This window comes from Microbacterium sp. NPDC077391 (assembly GCF_040686955.1).
GTDB lineage: Bacteria > Actinomycetota > Actinomycetes > Actinomycetales > Microbacteriaceae > Microbacterium > Microbacterium commune.
Map to the genome: position 1 here is coordinate 334,032 of NZ_JBFBMI010000003.1, position 19,511 is coordinate 353,542.

A 19,511-nucleotide genomic window follows, 5' to 3' on the forward strand; every position below is an offset into this window, starting at 1 on the left:
AAGGGTCTGCGTCGGACTTTCCCACGCACCCGAAGGAGCACTGTGAGCCGTATCGTCGCGCTGGACACCAGCGACATCCGCTTTCCCACGTCGCTGAGCCTGGACGGCTCGGATGCGATGAATCCCGACCCCGACTACTCCGCGGCCTACGTGATCATCCGCACCGACGCCGGCGACGACATCGACGGGCACTCCTTCGTGTTCACGATCGGCCGCGGCAACGATGTGCAGGTCGCCGCGATCGACGCGCTCGCCGGCCACCTCGTGGGCCGCGAGATCGAGCCGCTGCTCGACGACATGGGCGGCACCTTCCGCGACATCATCGGCGACTCGCAGCTTCGCTGGCTCGGGCCCGAGAAGGGCGTGATGCACATGGCCATCGGCGCCGTCATCAACGCCCTGTGGGACATCAAGGCCAAGCGCGCCGGGCTGCCGCTCTGGCAGCTGCTGGCGCGCATGACGCCCGAGCAGATCGTCGATCTCGTCGACTTCCGCTATCTCACCAACGCGCTCACCCGCGACGAGGCGCTCGAGATCCTCCGCGCCGCCGTGCCCGGACGCGCCGAGCGCGAAGCCGAGCTGCTCGCGACCGGCTATCCCGGATACACCACCAGCCCGGGATGGCTCGGCTACTCCGACGAGAAGCTCGAGCGCCTCGCACGCGAGGCGATGGCCGACGGCTTCACCCAGATCAAGCTCAAGGTCGGCGCCGACCTCGACGACGACATCCGCCGCTTCCGCAAGGCCCGCGAGGTCGTCGGTCCCGACTTCCCGATCGCGATCGACGCCAACCAGCGCTGGGAGGTGTCCGAGGCGATCGAATGGGTGAACGCGCTCGCCGAGTTCAACCCCGCCTGGATCGAGGAGCCCACCAGCCCGGACGACATCCTCGGCCACGCCGAGATCGCCCGCGGCGTCGCCCCCATCCGGGTCGCCACCGGCGAGCACGCCCAGAACCGGATGATCTTCAAGCAGCTGCTGCAGGCCGACGCCATCAAGGTCATGCAGATCGACGCGGTGCGGGTCGGGGGCGTGAACGAGAACATCGCCAACCTGCTGCTGGCCGCCAAGTTCGGCGTGCCGGTGTGCCCGCACGCCGGCGGCGTGGGACTGTGCGAAGCCGTGCAGCACCTGTCGATGTTCGACTTCGTCGCCGTCAGCGGCAGCCGTGAAGGTCGTCTGATCGAATTCGTCGACCACCTGCACGAGCACTTCGTGGTGCCCACCGACATCCAGGGCGGGTCGTACATGGCCCCCACGGCGCCGGGCACGAGCATGGAGATGCACGCCGCCAGCATCGCCAAGTACACCTGGACGGGCCAGCATGTCATCGACTGACCTCGCCCTGCCCGCTCTGGGCTACGGGGCGGCGAACGTGGGCAATCTGTTCCGCGAGCTCAACGACGATGAGGCGTGGGCGGTGCTCGAGGCGGCCTGGGATGCCGGCATCCGCTACTTCGACACCGCACCGCACTACGGGCTGGGGCTCAGCGAGCGCCGTCTCGGCGCCTTCCTGCAGACCAAGCCGCGCGACGAGTTCGTGCTCTCGACCAAGGTGGGGCGGCTGCTGCGCCCGAACCCCGCGCACGCTCCCGGCGGCCTCGACACGGCCAACGACTTCCACGTGCCCGACGACCAGCAGCGGGTGTGGGACTTCAGCGAGGCGGGCATCCGGGCCAGCATCGCCGAGTCGCAGGAGCGTCTCGGTCTCGACCGCATCGATCTGCTGTATCTGCACGACCCCGAGCGCCACGACCTCGATCTGGCGCTCGCCGAGGCCTTCCCCGCCCTGGAGGCGGTGCGCGCCGACGGGATCGTGCGCGCGATCGGCGTCGGATCGATGGTCTCGGAGGCCCTCGCGCGGTCGGTGCTCGAGGCCGATCTCGACCTGATCATGGTCGCGGGCCGGTACACGCTGCTCGAGCAGCCCGCGGCGGCTGAGGTGCTGCCCGCGTGCGCGGCGCGCGGGACCGGGGTCGTCGCGGCATCCGTCTTCAACTCCGGGCTGCTCGCGCAGAGCGAGCCGCGGCGCGACGGCCGGTACGAGTACGGTCAGCTGCCGGAGGAGCTCTGGCAGCGCCTCGTGCGGATCGCCGCCGTCTGCGCGGCGCACGACGTGCCGCTGCCTGCCGCGGCGATCCAGTTTCCGCTGCGGGCGCCCGAGGTGCGCTCGGTCGTCGTCGGCGGCAGCCGCCCCGCGCAGCTGCGCCAGAACGCCGAGTACGCCGCGCTCGACATCCCCGACGCGCTGTGGGCCGAGCTCGCCGCCGAGGGACTCATCCCCGCCTGAACCTCGAAGGAGATCCGGATGCTCGAAGGAATCAACCCTCTGCTCACCGGCGAGCTGCTGCTGCACCTCGACAGGATGGGCCACTCCGACGCGGTGGTCGTCGCCGACGCGCACTTCCCGGCCTGGGCGCTGGGGGAGCGGGTGGTGGACCTGCCGGGCACGACGACCCCCGAGGTGGTCGCGGCGATCCGTTCGGTGCTGCCGCTGGACGACGCCCCCGGTATGGACCTCATGGAGTCGGCGGACGGGGAGGTGCTCGACGTGCAGCGCGAGCTGATGACCGCGGCCGGCACGACGCTGCAGACGACGGGTTTCGTCGAGCGCTTCGCCTACTACGACCTCGCGAAGGACGCGTATCTGATGGTGCGCACCGGCGAGACCCGCAAGTACGGCAACGCCCTGCTGCGCAAGGGCGTGGTCGGCCATCCGTCCGCCTGACCCGGCCCCCGCCCCCGCCGCGGCCGCCGTCGCCCGCCTGGCGGCCGCCGCCGTTGCCCGCCTGGCGGCCGCCGCCGCTCACGCCGCCGCTGACACCGAACCCGCCCCTCGCTCCGGTATGAGTTCGTGCCGCGTCGGCGCCGATCAGGCGGCACGAACTCATACCGGAGCGAGAAGCGGTGGCCGGTCAGTGGAGGTCGATCGTGCGCACGGCGTGCAGGCCGTCGCGGATGAAGCGGTTCGCGTGCGCGGCAAGGTCATCGGAGTCCTGCCAGAGGTTGCGCCAGATGCCGAGCGTGTTGCTCAGCTCGGCGCTGACCACTGCCGACGAGAACGATTCGAACACCACCGGGCCGTCGTAGCGCACGTCGTGCAGGGCGCGGAAGAACGCGCCGAAGTCGACCGAGCCGGTGCCGAGGTACCCGCGGTGGCTCTCGCCGATGTGCACGTAGCCGAGCCGACCGGCGGCGGCGACGTCGTGCACGGGCTGGAAGAGATCGGACTCCTCGATGTTCATGTGGTACGTGTCGAGGTGCACCGACACCCCGTCGAGCCCGGCGCCATCGAGGTAGGCGAGCGCTCCCCGTCCGGTGTTGAAGACATTGGACTCGTAGCGGTTCACGACCTCGAGCGAGAGGCGGATGCCGCGCTGCGCGGCCTTCTCTGCGAGGCGCGCGATCGCGGCGCGGCTGTTCGCCACCCCGCGCTCGGTGGTCGGAGCGCCGTACTTCTGCATGGCGGAGTAGATCACGCCGCACAGCACGTCGCCGCCCATGGCGGCGACGTGATCGAGGCAGCGCTCCAGCATCCGCTCGCCGGCGGCGACGACGGCCTGGTCCTCGCTGGTCAGGTCGGTGTCGGCGGTCAGCCCGAGGGATGCCGTGACCGCCAGCTCGTTGTCACGCAGCAGGCGTCCGGCCAGGTCGGCGTCGAACCCCGCGACATCCATCAGCGGGATCTCGACGAGGTCGAAGCCGGCCCGTTTGGTCCCCTCGATCGCCCGACGCAGCCCCTGCTCGTCGAAGGTGCCGGTGAAGACCAGGGCGTGCGCGCCGATGAGCATGACTCTCCTTCCGGGCGCACGCACCTCGCACGCCGTCGTGACCAAGATGTTATTACATGTCTGTCAAGATGTCATTACAGGTCTTCCGCACGACGATCTGGTCACGTACTGTCAGATGCACTTGCGCGAGCGGTGAGACCGACGCACAATTGATCCGATGTTTGAAATGGATTCCACAACCGTGGGATCCGCAAGACCTTCAAGGGAGCAGGTGCCCATGAGTGATCCCATCCTCCGGGTGGAGGGAATCAGCAAGGGATTCCCCGGCGTGCAGGCGCTCCAGGACGTGCACCTCGAGGTGCACCCCGGTGAGGTGCTCGTGCTCGTCGGCGAGAACGGTGCCGGCAAGTCCACCCTCATGAAGATCCTCTCGGGTATCTACACCCGCGACGCGGGCACGATCACCTTCGAGGGCGAGCAGATCGAGCTCACCGGTCCGCTGCAGGCGCAGCAGCTGGGCATCACGATCATCCACCAGGAGCTGAACATGATGCCCGACCTCACGGTCGCGCAGAACATCTACATCGGCCGCGAGCCGAAGACCGGCCCCTTCCTGTCGGAGCGCGCGCTGAACCGCCGCACCGAGGAGCTGCTGCAGCGCCTGGACATCAAGCTCGACCCGCGCAGGAAGGTCGGCGATCTCACGGTGGCCGAGCAGCAGATGGTCGAGATCGCCAAGGCTTTGTCGTTCAACGCCAAGGTGCTCATCATGGATGAGCCCACCTCGGCTCTCACCGACGCGGAGGTGGAGACCCTCTTCGTGCTCATCGAGCAGCTCAAGCAGCGCGGCACCGGCATCGTCTACATCTCGCACCGCATGGACGAGCTGCGCCGGCTGGCAGACCGGGTGAGTGTGCTGCGCGACGGCGCCTACATCGGATCACTGGAGAAGTCCGAGATCAGCATCCCGAGGATCATCGAGATGATGGTGGGCCGCGCGATCGACGAGGGCACCCGCCCCGAGGCACGCGAGCACGCCGGCGATCCCGTGGTGCTCGACGTGCAGGGCCTGTCGACGAAGACGCTGCTGAAGGATGTCTCGTTCCAGCTGCACAAGGGCGAGATCCTCGGTTTCGCCGGGCTGATGGGGGCCGGTCGCACCGAGACCGCCCGCGCCATCATCGGCGCCGACCGCAAGGACGCCGGCACGATCAACGTCGGCGGCAAGCCGGCGCGCATCCGCCAGCCCGAGGACGCCGTCAAGCGGGGCATCGGCTACCTCTCCGAGGACCGCAAGCTGCTCGGTCTCATGCTCGAGCAGGATGTGACGTTCAACACCGTGCTGGCCTCGCTGGACTCCTACGCCAACGCGATCGGCTGGATGGGCGACCGCAAGGCGAAGAACCAGACCAAGGACTACGTGCAGCAGCTGCGGGTGAAGACCCCGTCGGTCAACCAGATCGTGAAGCTGCTGTCGGGAGGAAACCAGCAGAAGGTCGTCATCGCCCGGTGGCTGATGCGCGACTGCGACATCCTCATCTTCGACGAGCCCACCCGCGGCATCGACGTCGGAGCCAAAGAGGAGATCTACCGCCTGATGCAGCAGCTCGCGGCATCCGGCAAATCCATCATCGTCATCTCATCGGAGCTGCCGGAGATCCTCCGCGTCGCGAACCGCATCGCCGTGTTCGCGAACGGCCGGATCACCGGCACCCTCCGCAACGAGGAAGCCAGCCAGGAGAAGATCATGCAGCTCGCCGCCCATGGGGAGGAAGAAGAATGAGCACGCCGCAGCAGTCCGGATCGACGACCACCGTCGTCCAGCAGGCCGTCGCCGAGAACACCGACAAGCGCGACATCAGCGGGATGCTGAAGCGCCAGCTGCAGCAGTCGCTGGCCTTCGGCACGCTCGTCGTGCTGGTCATCTTCTTCGCGATCGCCAGCCCCGCGTTCTTCACGGTGAGCAACCTCACCACCGTGCTCCTGTCGACCGCGGTGATCGCGATCCTCGCGCTCGGCACCACGTTCGTGATCATCACCGGCGGCATCGACCTGTCGCTGGGCACCGGCATGGCGCTGTGCGCGGTGATGACCGGTGTGTTCATCACGAACTGGGGCCTGCCCATCTGGGTGGGCGTGCTCGGCGGCATCGCGACAGGCGTGCTGATGGGCCTGGTCAACGGCGTGAACATCACCTTCCTGCGTCTGCCTCCGTTCATCGCCACCCTCGCGATGATGATGATCGCGGGCGGTCTCGCCCTGGTCATCTCGAACGTGCGCCCGATCTACTTCTCGACCTCGGCGCCCGACTTCAAGCGCATCGCGCTCGGTGTGCTGATCCCCGGCATCCCGAACGCAGTTCTCATCACGATCGTGCTCGCGATCGTCGCCGCCCTCGTGCTGTCGAAGACCCTGCTCGGGCGGTACACCTTCGCGATCGGCTCGAACGAGGAGGCCACCCGCCTCTCGGGTGTCAACACCCGCCGCTGGACGATCTTCGTCTACATGTTCGCCGGCGCGTTCGTCGGTGTGGCCGGAGTCGTCATCGCGGCCCGCCTCGACTCGGCGCAGCCGCAGATCGGCATGGGCTACGAGCTGCAGGCGATCGCCGCGGTGATCATCGGCGGCACCTCGCTGCTCGGTGGTCGCGGCTCGATCATCGGCACCGTGATCGGCGCGCTCATCATGAGCGTGCTCGTCAACGGCCTCAGCATCCTGTCGATCCAGACCGAGTGGCGCAACATCGTCGTCGGCGTGGTCGTGCTGCTCGCCGTGTTCTTCGACTCGCTGCGCAACCGCCAGCGCAACTGAACGTCTCTTCCCGCACCATCACCCGCGGCTGATCACCCGATCAGCCCACACACAGAGAACAATGGAGTTTCCATGCGATTCAGCAAGAAGAAGACTGCCTTCGCAGCTCTCCTGGCGGCATCCGCGATCGCCCTCGCCGGCTGCGGCGGCGGCGACGTCGTCAGCGAGAACCCCGGCGGCGACGCAGGATCCTCGGACGGCGAGATGTATGTCGCGCTCGTGTCGAAGGGCTTCCAGCACCAGTTCTGGCAGGCCGTGAAGACGGGCGCCGAGGAGAAGGCGAAGGAGCTCGGCGTGCGCGTCACGTTCGAGGGCCCCGCTGCCGAGACCGAGATCGCCCAGCAGCTCGACATGCTCACCACGGCGATCAACGCCAACCCGGATGCGATCGGCTACGCCGCCCTCGACCCCGAGGCCTGTGTCGCCCCGCTCGAGCAGGCCAAGTCCAAGGACATCCCGGTCGTGTACTTCGACGCGCCGTGCAACGGCGACGTCGGACTCAGCCTGGCCGCGACCGACAGCAAGGCCGCCGGAGCGCTGGCAGCCGAGCACATGGCGAAGCTCATCGGCGGCAAGGGCGAGGTCGCGATCGTCGGCCACTCGCAGATCAACTCGACCGGTGTCGAGCGTCGCGACGGCTTCGTCGAGAAGATCGAGGCGGACTTCCCCGACATCAAGATCGTCGACATCCAGTACGGCGACGGCGACCACCTGAAGTCGGCCGACATCGCCAAGAGCATGATCGCCGCTCACCCCGACCTCAAGGGCATCTACGGCACCAACGAGGGTTCGGCGATCGGTGTGGTCAACGCGGTCAACGAGCTCGGCATCGAGAAGGGCAAGCTGACCATCATCGGCTTCGACTCGGGTGCGGCACAGGTCAACGCGATCAAGGACGGCATCATGGCCGGCGCGATCACGCAGGACCCGATCGGCATCGGCGCCCGCACCGTGGAGTCGGCTGTCGCCGCCGCCAAGGGCGAGAAGCTCGACGAGTTCTACGACACCGGTTCGTACTGGTACGACGCCGAGAACATCGACGACCCGAAGATCGCCGCGGTCCTCTACGAGTGATCCGCTGACGCTCTGATCCGGAAGGGCCCCTCACCGACGGTGAGGGGCCCTTCCTGCATCCGCCCCCGTCTGCATCCGCCCCCGTCTGCAAAGAACCGCCCCTCGCTCCGGTATCAGTTCGTGCCGCTGCCGCGCGGAGCAGGCGGCACAAACTGATACCGGAGCGAGAAGCGGTTGCGGGGGAGGGGAGGGGAGTCAGTGGGAGAGGGGGAGGAGTCGGGCGGGGTTGTCGATCAGCATCCGCTCGACTGCCGCCTCGCCGATGAGGGCGGTGAGTCGCGGCAGGTAGCGGTCGCCGAGGTATCCCAGGCCCGGCATCCCGCCGTAGGAGATGTACCGGGTGCGGCGCGCGACGTCGCCGCCGAGCACGATCCGCTCGCCACCGCCCGCCTCGACCACGGATGCCGTGAGAGCCAGCAGCTCGGCATCCGAGCGCGTGCGGGGGCGGGCGAAGCCGTCGTAGCCCAGGTAGGCGCCGCGCTCCGACAGTGAGGCATGCAGCCCGGCATCCGGGTCGCGGTCAGCGTGCGCGAGCACGACGCGGTGCTCGGCGACGCCGGCAGCGGCGAGCAGATCGAGCACCTCGTGCGCTGCCGTGCAGAACTCCAGGTGCACCATCACCGGGGCGCCGGTGGCACGATGCGCGATCGCGATGGCATCGAGCGTCGCACGCTCGAACGCACTGATCGACCAGTAGCCGATGCCGCCCTTCAGCATCCCGGCGCGCACGGGGGCGCCCTCGGCGGTGCGGGCGAGAGCGACGTCGGGGCGTTCGAAGGTCTGCGCGTCGTCGGCCGCCATACCCGTCTGCACCTCGGCGGTGAACAGCGCCGCCCGGCGCTCGACATCCCACACCTGCAGCGGGTGGTCGTCGCCGTAGTGCGCCTCTCGGTGCAGGCCGGTGGTCGCGACGACGGCGAGGCCGGTCGCGCCACTGATGCGCGCCACCGCCTCGGGGTCGCGCCCCAGGCCGAACGGCGTCGCGTCGACCATCGCGGCGAAGCCGCTGCGCTGCAGCAGCGTCGCCTCGGCGCGGGAGGCGCTCTCGTCGTCGAGCTCGTCACCGGGAAGAAGCGGGCTGACCTGGAACAGGTGCTCGTGGTAGTTCACCCGGCCGAGCGCCTCCGACGGGATGTCGCCGAGAACGGTGCGAACCGGACCGCCCGCAGAAACCGCACCGACAGCACCGCCCGCAGAAACCGCACCGAGAGCACCGCCCGCAGAAACCGCACCGACAGCACCGCCCGCAGAAACCGCACCGACCGCACCAGCCGCGCCACCCGGCCTCGGCATCAGCGCACCGACTCCGCGGCCTGCGCGAGCTGCTCGACGACGTCAGGGGTGAGGGTCAGCTCGAAGACGTCGGCGACCACCTGCGACCAGCCGTGGATGAAGTAGCGCCACCCGTCGACGACGTGCAGTCCGCGGGAGTCCTGCTGCGCGCGCGCCTGGTGCAGGAACTCCAGCGAGCCGCGGTAGTTGAACTCCCACGCCCAGGCGCCCTCGGGGTACACCACCGCATCGGTCAGCGGTGAGCCGGGGCGGTCCTTGCCGAGTCCGGTGGCATTGGCGATGACTGAGCCGGCGGGCGCGGCCGCGACGAGGGCGTCGGCCTGCTCTGCCGTCTCGGTGAGGACGTAGCGGATCAGACCCTCGTCGGTGCCGTGCTGACGGTGCACCTCACGCAGATGGTCGAGCTTGTCCTGCGAGCGCGCGGTCACGGTGATCCGCGCGGGCGCGTCGGCTCGCTCGGCGAGCGCCCAGCTCAGCGCGGTGCCCGAGCCTCCGGCGCCGAGGATGATCACCTCAGCACCGGTGCGGGCGAAATGATCGGCCGGCAGGAAGTCGTTCAGCGCCAGATCGACGGTCACCGGGTCCTTCGCCCGTCCGATCAGCCGGTCGCCGCGCTTGGAGATGCTCGAGATCTCCGAGCACGACACCGCGAACGGGTCGAGTTCGTCGAACAGGTCGGATGCCGCGGCGTAGAGGTTCATCTTGTGCGTCGTCACCAGGGCGCCGCGGTGGTGCGGATCGTCGCGGATCTGCTCGACCATCGCCCGATACGCCGCAGGCTCGGCGTCCATCGGCAGGTCGTGGCCGACCAGGGTGCGCGTGGGCAGGCCGAGGATGTCGGCCCACAGCGGGAACACCTTCATGATCGATGACGATCCGGTGGTGACGCCGACGAATCCCATGCAGTCGGCGGGGGCGGTCTCGGTCATGGGGTCTCCTAGCGGGTGACGGGGTGGGCCGGAGCGTCGCCGCGCAGCACGGCGATCGCGTCGTCGAGCGACATGCGGCCCATGTTGTCGACGGCCTGGGTGGTCTGTGCACCGAGGTGCGGGGTCACGATCACGCGCGCGGCGAGCTCGGGGGCCAGCAGCGGACTCGCGCTCGCGGCCGTGTCGCCGTCGAGCGTGTCGGCGGCGTACCCGGCGAGGATGCCGTCGGCGAGCGCCTGCGCGACAGCCTGCTCGTCGATGAGGTCAGGGCGGGCGGTGTTCACCAGGACAGTCCCCGGCCGCATCCCGGCGAGGCGCTCGGCGTCGACCAGGCGCTGCCCGCCGGGGGCGTGCAGGGTGATCACGTCGGCGGTGCCGAACAGGTCGTCGAGCGCGAGGGGCTCCGCCCCCGCCGCACGCACGAGCTCCTCGGGGAGGAACGGATCGGATGCCACGACGCGCGGACCGAAGCCGCTCAGGCGGGCGGCCACCCCCTGGCCGATGCGGCCGAAGCCGACGATGCCGACGGTCGCGGCTCCCAGCTCGCGTCCGCGGCGCACCGACCAGTCGCCGGCGCGCACGCGACGGTCGCCGTCGGGAATGGTGCGCAGGGCGGCGAGCATCAGACCGACCGCGTGGTCGGCGACGGCGTCGGCGTTGGCGCCCGGGGTGTTGGTCACGACGACGCCGCGCCGCACGGCCGCTGCGACGTCGACCGCCTCGGTGCCCACGCCGTACCGGGCCACCACGCGCAGCCGCGGCGCGGCAGCCAGGTGCTCGTCGGTCACCGGGCCGGTGCCTGCGATCCAGGCATCCGCGTCGAGGAGCAGGGGGCGCAGCTCAGCGAGGTCGTGATGCGCCGGTCCGCGCAGGATGCTGTGCCCGGCCTCATTGGCACGGGCGACCAGATCGAGATCGCCGTCCGAGAACGAGCGGCTCGTGACGAGGATGACGCCCATCAGCGCGGCCTTCCTGCGAACCACGGCGCGAGGGCCGTGTAGGCGTCGGTGAAGCGAGCGTGCCGCTCGGCGTAGACCGCGTGGCGCGCGGCATCCGGGGTGAACTCCGCGGTCACCTCGCTGAGCGCCCGCGCGGCCGAGAAGTCGGCGAGACCGAGTCCGACGGCGCCGGTCACCGCAGCGCCGAGGCTGTTCGCCTCCTCCACGATGCTGCGGCGGCGCACCGGCACGCCCCAGACGTCGGCGAGCACCGCCAGGTAGGCATCGCTCTGCGCCCCGCCGCCGACGGCGTCGATGCGGTCGATCCTCGCGCCGGACTCGCGGAACGCGTGGATGCAGGTGAGCAGGTTGAACGCGGTGCCCTCGAGCACGGCGCGCATCAGGTGCGCGCGGGTGTGATGCCGGCCGAGTCCGATGAAGGCGCCCCGCGCGTCGGGGTCCCAGATCGGGGCGCGCTCGCCGAGCAGGTAGGGCAGGAAGTAGAGGTCTTCGGTGTCGACGTCGGCGGCGGCCTCGGCCGTGAGCCGACCCGTCTCGGGGCGCGACGGGTCGGGGGAGAGCGCCTCGGCGATCCACTGCACCGAGGCGCCGCCGGCCTGCATGGTGGCGGTGGGCACGAAGCCGCCGGGCACGACGTTGTCGAAGGTGAAGGTGCGCATCTGCGGGTCGAGCAGCGGCCGTTCGGCGGCGAACGAGATCCACGAGCTGGTGCCGAGGCAGACGTAGGCGCCGTCCTCGGGGGCGACCACTCCCGAGCCGACGGCGGCCATCGGGCCGTCGCCGCCGCCCATCACGACCTGCACGCCGGTGTGCAGTCCCAGCGCGTCGGCGGCCGAGGCGGTGAGCGCCCCGGCGATCGCGGTGGAGTCGAGGATCTCGGGGAACAGTGCGCGGTCGAGTCCCGCCGCGGCGAGCACCTCGTCCGACCAGTCGCCGGCCTGCTGGTCGTAGGCGTTCGTGCCCGACGCGTCGGAGCGGTCGGTGGCCAGGCGGCCGGTGAGACGCAGGACGATGTAGTCCTTCGCGACGCAGACCCGGCGCACCCGCTCCCAGATGCGCGGCTCGTTGTCGCGCACCCACATGATCTTCTCGATCGAGTAGGTGGGGTTGAGGCGGTGCCCGAGCACGCGATACGCGTGCTCGGCGCCGAGCGCGCTCTCGAGTCGGCGCTGCTGCGCACCGGCGCGCGTGTCGGCCCAGATGATGGCGGGGCGGGCGGGTGCACCGTCGGTGTCCAGCAGCACGGCGCCCATCATCTGCCCGCTCACCACCAGGCCGGTGACCGCGGAGAGCGCGGTTCCGGTGCGCTCCAGCAGATCGCGCGTCGCCGAGACGACCGCACCCCACCAGTCGTGCGGATCCTGTTCGGCCACCCCGCCCGCCGCGAACCGCGCGGGGTAGGGCACGGTGACGGATGCCACCGGGCGGCCGTCGTCGTGGTGCAGCGAGGCCTTGTCGCCGGTGGTGCCGAGGTCATGGGCGATGATCACAGTCGGTGCCTGCTCCTGTTGGGGTTTCGGGACGTTTCGGAGTATACCTGTAATTACAAGCTGTCAGGAGGACGAACTTGAGCACCGCCACCACCGCCGCCGACACGGTCGACACCCCCGTGCCGCTGACCATCTCGCCGCTGGGCGGCATCGAAGGCCGCTCCCGCCGATACGAGAAGACCCTGGGCGAGATGTCCGGCGTCTACCGCGACGACGCGGCATGGCGTGCCGCTGTCACCGAGCGCGGCGCCGACGAACTGGTCTACTGGGTCGACGACCACCGCTACCAGGAGGGGCCGGGGGCGCTCATCGTGGGCACCAGCACCCTGCTGCCCGGGCGCATCGGCGACGAGTTCGCGGTGACCCGCGGGCATCTGCACGCCGTCGCCGATCGCGCCGAGCTGTACCACTGCCTGAGCGGCCGAGGAGTCATGCTCCTGGAGACCCTCGACGGCCAGTCGGCGGCCATCGAGCTCACCCCGGGCAAGGCCGTCAACGTGCCCGGGCACTGGATCCACCGCAGCGTGAACGTCGGCGACGAGCCGTTCGTCACGCTGTTCTGCTACGCCGCCGACGCGGGGCAGGACTACGCCGTGATCTCGGATGCCGGCGGCATGCAGAACCTCGTCGTGGCCGACGGTGACGGTTGGACGCTGACGGCCAACCCCGATCACACCGGCTACCCGCGCCCCTGACGCGGCCCCACCGCCTCTCGCTCCGGTATGAGTATGTGCCGCATCGGCGCCGTTCAGGCGACGCGAACTCATACCGGAGCGAGAAGTGGTCGCTGGCCCGTGCTTACGGTCGGCGGATGAGCTGCGCCTCGACGTCGGCGGGGAGGAACTCGGCCAGCGACCAGCGGAACACGCACCGCTCGCCGTCGACGGTCAGGGCGACGTGATCGTCGTGCACGACCACGTCGCTGATCTCGAGCGCGGCGATCGATGCCCGTGACAGGGCGGTCTGCCAGACGATGACCACCTCGGCGGGCAGCGGACCGAGCCGCACCGTCGGGCAGAGCAGGACGTCGGCGCCATCGGCGACCCGTTCCACGATGCCGACGGGCGCCAGCGGGACGGCCGCCGGCTCCGCCGACGGTGATGCCGTCCATGCACCGAGGAAGCGGACGACGCTGACCAGTCCGGCGCTTCGCGCCACCGCCTCGCCCTGATCCCGCACCTCGCCTCGGTCCACCACCTCGCCCTGACCTTGCGGGGCGATCCCGACCGGCCTGTCGTCGTCGGCGACGAGGGCGGCACCGCTCACCCGACCCGGGAGTCCGACGCAGCCGGTCAGGCGCGCCACGTGCACGACGCCGGCGCCGACGATCTTGGTCGCCACGCGGGAGACCACGTGCCGCCCGCCGGCGTCGAGGGCGCGGGTCACCGCACCGCCGCGCGCCCCGACCGTGGCGCGGGTCGCCGGGCGGTGCACGGCCCCGTCGATGGTGAGGTCGCTGTCGCGCACGGTGCCGCCGGGGACGGGCCGGGTGACGGAGGAGAACTGCAGACGGCGGTACAGCGGGTCATCGCGGGTCGGGTGCCCGTCGCTGCCGAAGTTGTGCAGTCGCACGATGCCGTCGTCCGCGCGACCTTCGATCAGCCAGCGCGGCCCGTCGAGCACACGGCGCACGTCCGTCCGCTCGATCTGCAGCGGGGCCTCCGCCGCGCTCCACACCGGATCGTCGGCGGGCAGCGCCAGGCCCAGGAAGCCCTTCGCGGCCCAGTACGGCGATCCCGGCCCGCTGTACGACTGCACCATGCTCGGGATCGGACCTCGCTGCCAGCCCAGCGAGAGCACCCCGGTGTCGAGGCTGCCGCCGTCGACGAAGTGCCTCAGGATGCCGCTGGTCAGCCGCCGTGTCATCCCGGGGCCGAGCACGTCCAGGCCCTCCCGGCGCGCCATCCAGAACGGCGCCGCCGTCGCCCACCGGTAGATCAGCGAGCGACCCTGGAAGACCGGCGCGCAGCGGGCGTCGAACAGGAGCTGATAGCCGTCGACGAACGCCGCGAGACGCTCGCGGTGCAGGGCGCGCCGGTCGTCGAAGCCGGCGCCCATCAGCTCGTCGATGAAGAACGGATACCAGTGGAATGCGAAGGCGTTGTAGTGGTCGAAGCGTCTCCCGTCGCCGTCGGTGTACCAGCCGTCGGCCCGGTGCCAGTCGTCCATCCGGTCGAGCGCGTTCTCGACCGTGTCCCGTCCGTCGGCGAAGCCGCCGGCATGGTTGAACGCCGCCAGGGTGGCACCCAGCAGCACGTGGTTGTTGTCGGCGCACCAGGTGCCCCTGGCCTGCGCGAACCAGGCGTGCACGCCGTCACGTGTCGCGTCGTCCAGTGCCGCCCACACCGTGTCGCGCGTCAGGTGCAGGGCGATCGCGATGGATGCCGCCTCGACGGTGGCCTGGCTGTGATCGGTGAGCGCCGGCCATATCCGCTGCGCGATCGCGTGCTGCACGGCCTCGGCGTAATGCGCGATCAGCGGCGCCGCGCCCTCGGTGCCGGCCGGATCACCGGAGATGCGCAGAGCCGCAAGCAGAAAAGTGCGCGCGAACCCCTCGAGCCGGTCCATCGGCGGCCCCGCTCCGGCATCCGCCGTGCCCGGGGCGGCTGAGAAGTCGACCAGCGCCCCGCCGTTCGTCGACCGCTGTCGTGCCGCGTCGAGGATCCGGTCGGCCGCGGCCACCCAGTGCGCGCGGGTGTACCCGGTGTACGGGGCGGAGAGCGGGTCGTCGGGTGGCATCCACGCGGGGGCGATCGTCGGCATACCCCGATCGTCGCCGTGGCGAACAGGAGGATTCAAGACGAGAACGTGTTGAATCCTCTCCTTCCGATCGCGTTGACTGGCGTGACCCCGAGCCAGGAGACCGCCGTGCCGCACCGCCCGAACATCCTCGTCGTGATGGCCGATCAGTTCCGCGCCGCATCGCTCGGCGTCGTCGGGGAGGACCCGGTGCACACCCCGCATCTCGACGCGCTGGCCGAGAGCGGGCGGGTCATGCGCCAGGCGGTGAGCGGGTACCCGGTGTGCAGCCCGCACCGGGCGATGTTCCTCACCGGGATGCGTCCGCATGTGAACGGCGTGACCCTGAACGTGAATTCCGAGAGCGCGCAGGATGGTGTCGGTCTGCGCGACGATCTGCCGACGTGGGCGAGTGCGCTGCGGCAGAGCGGATGGCGGACCGGCTACATCGGCAAGTGGCATCTCGAGCCGCCGGTCGACGACGACGAGCGGTTCGGCGAGGGGCGCCGCGACGACGGCAAGGTGTGGGATGCCTGGTCGCCGCCGCATCGACGCTTCGGCTTCGACTACTGGTACTCGTACGGTGCGGCCGACCGGCACCTCGCGCCCCACTACTGGACGACCGACGCGGGCCGGGAGGACCGGGTGGACGTGGACCAGTGGTCGGCCGAGCACGAGATCGACGTCGCGATCGACTTCGTGCGGGATGCCGGCGACGAGCCCTACGCGCTGATGGTCTCGCTCAACCCGCCCCACCAGCCGTTCGACCAGGTCCCCGACCGCTATCGCGCGCACTACGCCGACCTCGACCCGCGTGCGCTGCTGAACCGGCCCAACGTGCCGCACGGCACCCCCATCGCCGACGAGGCGGCGGTGATCGCCCGCGACTACTTCGCCGCGATCACCGGTGTCGACGAGCAGGTCGGCCGTCTGGCATCCGCCGTCGCCGAGCAGAACACGACGCGACCCACGGTGATCCTGTTCACCTCGGACCACGGGATGCAGCTCGGCAGCCACGGCCTGATGTACAAGAACGTCCCCTTCGAGGAGTCGATGCGCCTGCCGCTCATCGTGCACGCGCCCGACCTCGTCCCGGCAGGGGAGTGCCACACCGTGCTGGACTCCCTCGACTTCGCACCGACCATCCTCGGCCTGGCCGGCGTCGACGCGCGCGATGAGCGGATGGTGGGACGCGACCGCTCCGGCGTGCTGCGCGGCGCCGCCGAGGTCCCCGCCACCGACGATGACGACGCCACCGTCTACACGCGGTACGCGTCGCGCTCCGACCCCGGCAGCGTGCGCGGGCTGCGCACACGCACCGCGAAGGTCGTCGCGACCTGGCATCCGGCGTCGGGTCTGAGAGTGCAGTTCTTCGACCTCGCCGCCGATCCCTACGAGATGGACGACAGCCCGCAGCATCCGCGCGCGGCCGGCCTGATCGGCCGCCTGCGCGACGAGCTGGAGCGCGCCGGGGATGAGTGGGAGGGCGCCGCCGCGCTCGCCGGAATGCTCAGTCCCCTGACGTAGGCGCGGGCGGCAGCCCGACCCGCTGCCGCCAGCGCTCGTGTGCGCGGGTGAGCTGGGCGACCAGCCGCGGACGACGGGATGCGAGATTGTCGCGCTCGCCGGGGTCGCCGGCCAGGTCCGTGAGGATGAGGCCCTCGCCGGTGCTCGTGTGCTCGACCGCGCGCACGTACTCGGCGGTCGGGCTGTTGCCGTCCACCCAGAGCAGCTTCCAGTCGCCGCGACGCACCGCCCACTGCCAGCCGCAGTCCCAGTGCAGCTCGCGGTCGCCGTGCCGCTCGTCCGCGAGCGTCTCGGCATCGGACATCTCGGCGTCGGGCGTCTCCGCGTCGGTCGTCTCGGCGAGCACCGGGCGCAGATCGCGCCCGTCACCGTCCGGGTAGGCTTCGAGCCCCGCGGCGGCCGCGAACGTGGGGGCGAGATCCAGCGCGCTCACCGGCTCGCTCACCACCGTGCTCGCCGCGGCGACGCCGGGCCAGCGCACGAGGAACGGCACCCGGATGCCGCCCTCCCACAGCGTGTACTTGGTGCCGCGCAGCGCACCGTTGTCACCGTAGTTGCACTGCGACCCGCCGTTGTCGGTGAGGTAGACGACGATGGTGTCCTCGGCGACGCCCCCGGCGTCGAGGGTGTCGAGCAGGCGGCCGATCGCGCGATCCATCAGCTCGAGCTGCGCGAGATAGAAGGCGCGCCCGTCCGGCAGATTCGGGCTGATCGCCCCGTCGTACCAGTCGAGGTACTCCGCGGCTCCCGGATGCCAGTCGTCTGGCTTCTCGAGGCCGCGTGCGGCCAGCTCGTCGTCGGGCAGCTGCCAGCAGAAGTTGTGCACGGCGTTGAAGGCGACCATGGCGAAGAACGGCTGCTCGCCGGCGCGGCTCTCGATGAACGCGCCCGCGCGGTCGGCGATCTCGTCGGTCGTGAAGCCGTCGAACTCGACGGGCTCCTCGCCCGACCAGAACGGCTGCACCCCCATCGCCTCCGCGGCCTCGCCGTACTCGGCGACCGCGTCGTCGCTGTGGTGCAGGTAGTGCAGGCGCCCCATCGACTGACCGGCCAGGCCGTAGAAGGACTCGTCGAATCCGTGGTGCGGCGGCGCGCCGCGGTCGGCGGCGGTCTCGTGTCCGTAGTGCACCTTGCCGAAGTACCCGGTCGCGTAGCCGGCGTCGCGAAGACGCTCGGCGATGGTCGGGGCGTCGCCGATGTGCGCCGAGTCGAACCACAGTCCGCCCCAGCGCTGCTGGTACTGCCCGGTGATGAGCCCGGCGCGCGACGGCGAGCAGATCGGCGCGGTCACGTAGGCGTCGGTGCACGTCGCGCCCTCGGCCGCCAGGCGGTCGAGCACCGGGGTGCGCACCCCGGGCGTGCCCATGGCGGAGCGGTCGGCGTGACCGTGGTCGTCGGAGACGATCAGGAGGATGTTCGGGCGGTTCATGGGGCTCCATCCCATCCAGGCGGTGCGAAGGCGCCGAGCGGGTCGTCGTCGAGGGGGCGCGTCTGTCCGGCGCCGACGACGGGCAGACCGCGGCCGTCCGCCTGCGCGTCGGCATGCTCAGTGAACCAGGCGTCCAGCATCCCGCGCATCCGCGCGAGATCTGCGGCGTGCGCAGGGTCGTCGGCGAGATTCACCCGCTCGCGCGGATCGGCCTCGAGGTCGTACAGCTCGTGAGGGCCGTACGGATGCCGGTGCACGTACTTGCGGTCTGTCGTGCGGATCATGCGGACGGGGCCGTATTCGCTGTGCACGACCACGGGTCGCGGCTCACGCTCCGCGCGCTCGCCGCGCAGCGCGGCGGCGAAGCTGCGCCCCGGGCCCTGCTCGAACGGCGCCGGGTCGAGTCCGAGCAGCTCGAGGAGCGTCGCGGGCAGGTCGTAGGCGCTGCGCAGATCGTCGTGCACGTCGCCCTCGGGCAGCGCTCCGGGCTGCGCGACGATGAACGGCACCATCACGGACTCGTCGTACATGTTCATCGGGAAGGTGCCGTTGCCCTTGCCCCAGAAGCCGTGCTGGCCGCAGCTGAACCCGTTGTCGCTGAGGAACACCACCAGGGTGTCGTCGAGGATGTCGTGCGCGCGCAGCCGGTCGAGAACACGCCCGATCGCGGCATCCATCGCCGTCACTGCGGCGAAATAGCCGATCAGGGCCTCTCGGGTGTCGGCCTCGCCGCCGATCGGCGCGCCGTCGAGGGTCTGCAGCCACGGGTGGGGCTGCTCCTGCGGGCACGTCTCGAACGCGCAGTCGCGATAGAGGTCGGTGAACTCCGCGGGATGCTGACCGGCGAACGGCTTGTGCGGCGCGGTGAAGTTCAGGGCGAGGAAGAACGGTGCGTCGTGCTGCTGCTCGGCGTCGAGGAACGCGATCGCATCGTCGGCGATCGCATCGGTGAGGTATTCGGTGACATGCTCGGTCCGGCCGTCTCCGGTGTGCATCACCGCATCGTGGTACGCGCTGCCGCCGCCGTCGAGGGCGAACCAGTGCACGAAGCCGCGCCGCGGAACATCGCTGGCGCCCAGATGCCACTTGCCCGACAGGCCGAGGCGGTAGCCTGCGTCGGCGAGCGCGTCGGTGAGGGTCGGCATCCCCGCCAGGTAGTCACGACTGGCCGCGCCGGCGTGCGCGCCGTCGAGGTAGTCGTGCACGCCGTGCGCCGACGGGATCCGTCCGGTGAGCAGGCTGGCCCGGGCCGGTGAGCACACGGGCGAGGCGCAGAAGAAGCGGTCGAGACGGATGCCGCGCTCGGCCAGCTCATCGAGGACCGGCGTGCGGATCTCGTGGTTCCCCGCCGCGCCCAGCGCCCACGGGCCCTGGTCGTCGCTGACGATCAGGACGAGGTTCGGGTGGGTCATCTCAGCGCATCCGCCTCGGCGAACAGCAGTGCCGACCCCTCTTCCGCGGAGCGGTACGCCGCGAGGATCAGCTCGACCACGTGTCGGGCGTGCGCGATCGGCACGGTGGGAGTGCCG

The 19,511-nt window shown here is 70.5% G+C and carries 16 protein-coding genes; 8 read left to right on the plus strand and 8 right to left on the minus strand.

Annotation, left to right across the window (positions count from 1 at the left end; all coding sequences use genetic code 11):
* Positions 1–42: 42 nt before the first annotated feature.
* Genes AB0O65_RS09800 through AB0O65_RS09810 form a run of 3 tightly spaced genes read left to right on the plus strand, consistent with a single transcriptional unit; the run spans position 43 to position 2,728 of the window.
* Positions 43–1,338, plus strand: coding sequence for an L-fuconate dehydratase (locus AB0O65_RS09800; RefSeq protein ID WP_191712569.1), 1,296 nt, complete (start codon positions 43–45; stop codon positions 1,336–1,338).
* On the plus strand, positions 1,325–2,290 hold the full coding sequence (locus AB0O65_RS09805) for an aldo/keto reductase (protein ID WP_363384571.1): 966 nt from the start codon (positions 1,325–1,327) through the stop codon (positions 2,288–2,290). Before AB0O65_RS09800 ends, AB0O65_RS09805 begins: the two co-directional genes overlap by 14 nt.
* A gap of 18 nt (positions 2,291–2,308) precedes the next feature.
* Positions 2,309–2,728 carry an RbsD/FucU domain-containing protein gene (locus tag AB0O65_RS09810; RefSeq protein ID WP_363384574.1) on the plus strand — a complete coding sequence of 140 codons (420 nt, stop codon included), beginning with the start codon at positions 2,309–2,311 and terminating at the stop codon, positions 2,726–2,728.
* A gap of 187 nt (positions 2,729–2,915) precedes the next feature.
* On the opposite strand, the gene AB0O65_RS09815 is transcribed toward AB0O65_RS09810, so the two are convergent.
* Positions 2,916–3,791, minus strand: coding sequence for a sugar phosphate isomerase/epimerase family protein (locus tag AB0O65_RS09815; protein WP_363384577.1), 876 nt, complete (start codon positions 3,789–3,791; stop codon positions 2,916–2,918).
* A gap of 217 nt (positions 3,792–4,008) precedes the next feature.
* Here AB0O65_RS09815 and AB0O65_RS09820 point away from each other — a divergent pair, with 217 nt between their 5' ends.
* The 3 genes from AB0O65_RS09820 to AB0O65_RS09830 all read left to right on the plus strand — a co-directional run bounded on the left by AB0O65_RS09820 (position 4,009) and on the right by AB0O65_RS09830 (position 7,616).
* Entirely contained in the window at positions 4,009–5,514 is a 1,506-nt protein-coding gene (locus AB0O65_RS09820; protein ID WP_363384580.1) for a sugar ABC transporter ATP-binding protein, read from the plus strand.
* Positions 5,511–6,542: an ABC transporter permease gene (locus AB0O65_RS09825; protein WP_363384583.1), complete on the plus strand. Its 1,032-nt coding sequence runs from the start codon at positions 5,511–5,513 to the stop codon at positions 6,540–6,542. The genes AB0O65_RS09820 and AB0O65_RS09825 overlap by 4 nt, the downstream gene beginning before the upstream one ends.
* Positions 6,543–6,614: 72 nt before the next feature.
* On the plus strand, positions 6,615–7,616 hold the full coding sequence (locus AB0O65_RS09830) for an ABC transporter substrate-binding protein (protein WP_071641892.1): 1,002 nt from the start codon (positions 6,615–6,617) through the stop codon (positions 7,614–7,616).
* A gap of 195 nt (positions 7,617–7,811) precedes the next feature.
* Here the strand turns inward: AB0O65_RS09830 and AB0O65_RS09835 are convergent, their stop codons facing one another.
* Genes AB0O65_RS09835 through xylB form a run of 4 tightly spaced genes read right to left on the minus strand, consistent with a single transcriptional unit; the run spans position 7,812 to position 12,287 of the window.
* Positions 7,812–8,909 (minus strand): aryldialkylphosphatase, encoded by a 1,098-nt coding sequence (locus AB0O65_RS09835; RefSeq protein ID WP_363384586.1) that lies wholly within the window; start codon positions 8,907–8,909, stop codon positions 7,812–7,814.
* Positions 8,909–9,838 (minus strand): shikimate dehydrogenase, encoded by a 930-nt coding sequence (locus tag AB0O65_RS09840; RefSeq protein ID WP_071640531.1) that lies wholly within the window; start codon positions 9,836–9,838, stop codon positions 8,909–8,911. Before AB0O65_RS09840 ends, AB0O65_RS09835 begins: the two co-directional genes overlap by 1 nt.
* Before the next feature lie 8 nt (positions 9,839–9,846).
* Positions 9,847–10,821, minus strand: coding sequence for a phosphoglycerate dehydrogenase (locus AB0O65_RS09845; RefSeq protein ID WP_363384589.1), 975 nt, complete (start codon positions 10,819–10,821; stop codon positions 9,847–9,849).
* Positions 10,797–12,287 (minus strand): xylulokinase, encoded by a 1,491-nt coding sequence (xylB, locus tag AB0O65_RS09850; RefSeq protein ID WP_363384592.1) that lies wholly within the window; start codon positions 12,285–12,287, stop codon positions 10,797–10,799. Before xylB ends, AB0O65_RS09845 begins: the two co-directional genes overlap by 25 nt.
* A 77-nt stretch (positions 12,288–12,364) precedes the next feature.
* On the opposite strand from xylB, the gene AB0O65_RS09855 reads away from it, so the two are divergent.
* Complete coding sequence (locus tag AB0O65_RS09855; RefSeq protein ID WP_363384595.1) at positions 12,365–12,982, plus strand: glucose-6-phosphate isomerase family protein; 618 nt, start codon at positions 12,365–12,367, stop codon at positions 12,980–12,982.
* A gap of 103 nt (positions 12,983–13,085) precedes the next feature.
* On the opposite strand, the gene AB0O65_RS09860 is transcribed toward AB0O65_RS09855, so the two are convergent.
* Entirely contained in the window at positions 13,086–15,050 is a 1,965-nt protein-coding gene (locus AB0O65_RS09860; protein WP_363384598.1) for a DUF2264 domain-containing protein, read from the minus strand.
* Positions 15,051–15,131: 81 nt separating this feature from the next.
* On the opposite strand from AB0O65_RS09860, the gene AB0O65_RS09865 reads away from it, so the two are divergent.
* Entirely contained in the window at positions 15,132–16,553 is a 1,422-nt protein-coding gene (locus AB0O65_RS09865; protein WP_363384601.1) for a sulfatase, read from the plus strand.
* Here the strand turns inward: AB0O65_RS09865 and AB0O65_RS09870 are convergent.
* Both AB0O65_RS09870 and AB0O65_RS09875 read right to left on the minus strand, forming a co-directional pair.
* Positions 16,537–17,982 carry a sulfatase-like hydrolase/transferase gene (locus AB0O65_RS09870; RefSeq protein WP_363384604.1) on the minus strand — a complete coding sequence of 482 codons (1,446 nt, stop codon included), beginning with the start codon at positions 17,980–17,982 and terminating at the stop codon, positions 16,537–16,539. The genes AB0O65_RS09865 and AB0O65_RS09870 overlap by 17 nt on opposite strands.
* Entirely contained in the window at positions 17,979–19,394 is a 1,416-nt protein-coding gene (locus AB0O65_RS09875; protein WP_363384607.1) for a sulfatase-like hydrolase/transferase, read from the minus strand. Before AB0O65_RS09875 ends, AB0O65_RS09870 begins: the two co-directional genes overlap by 4 nt.
* Positions 19,395–19,511: the final 117 nt, after the last annotated feature.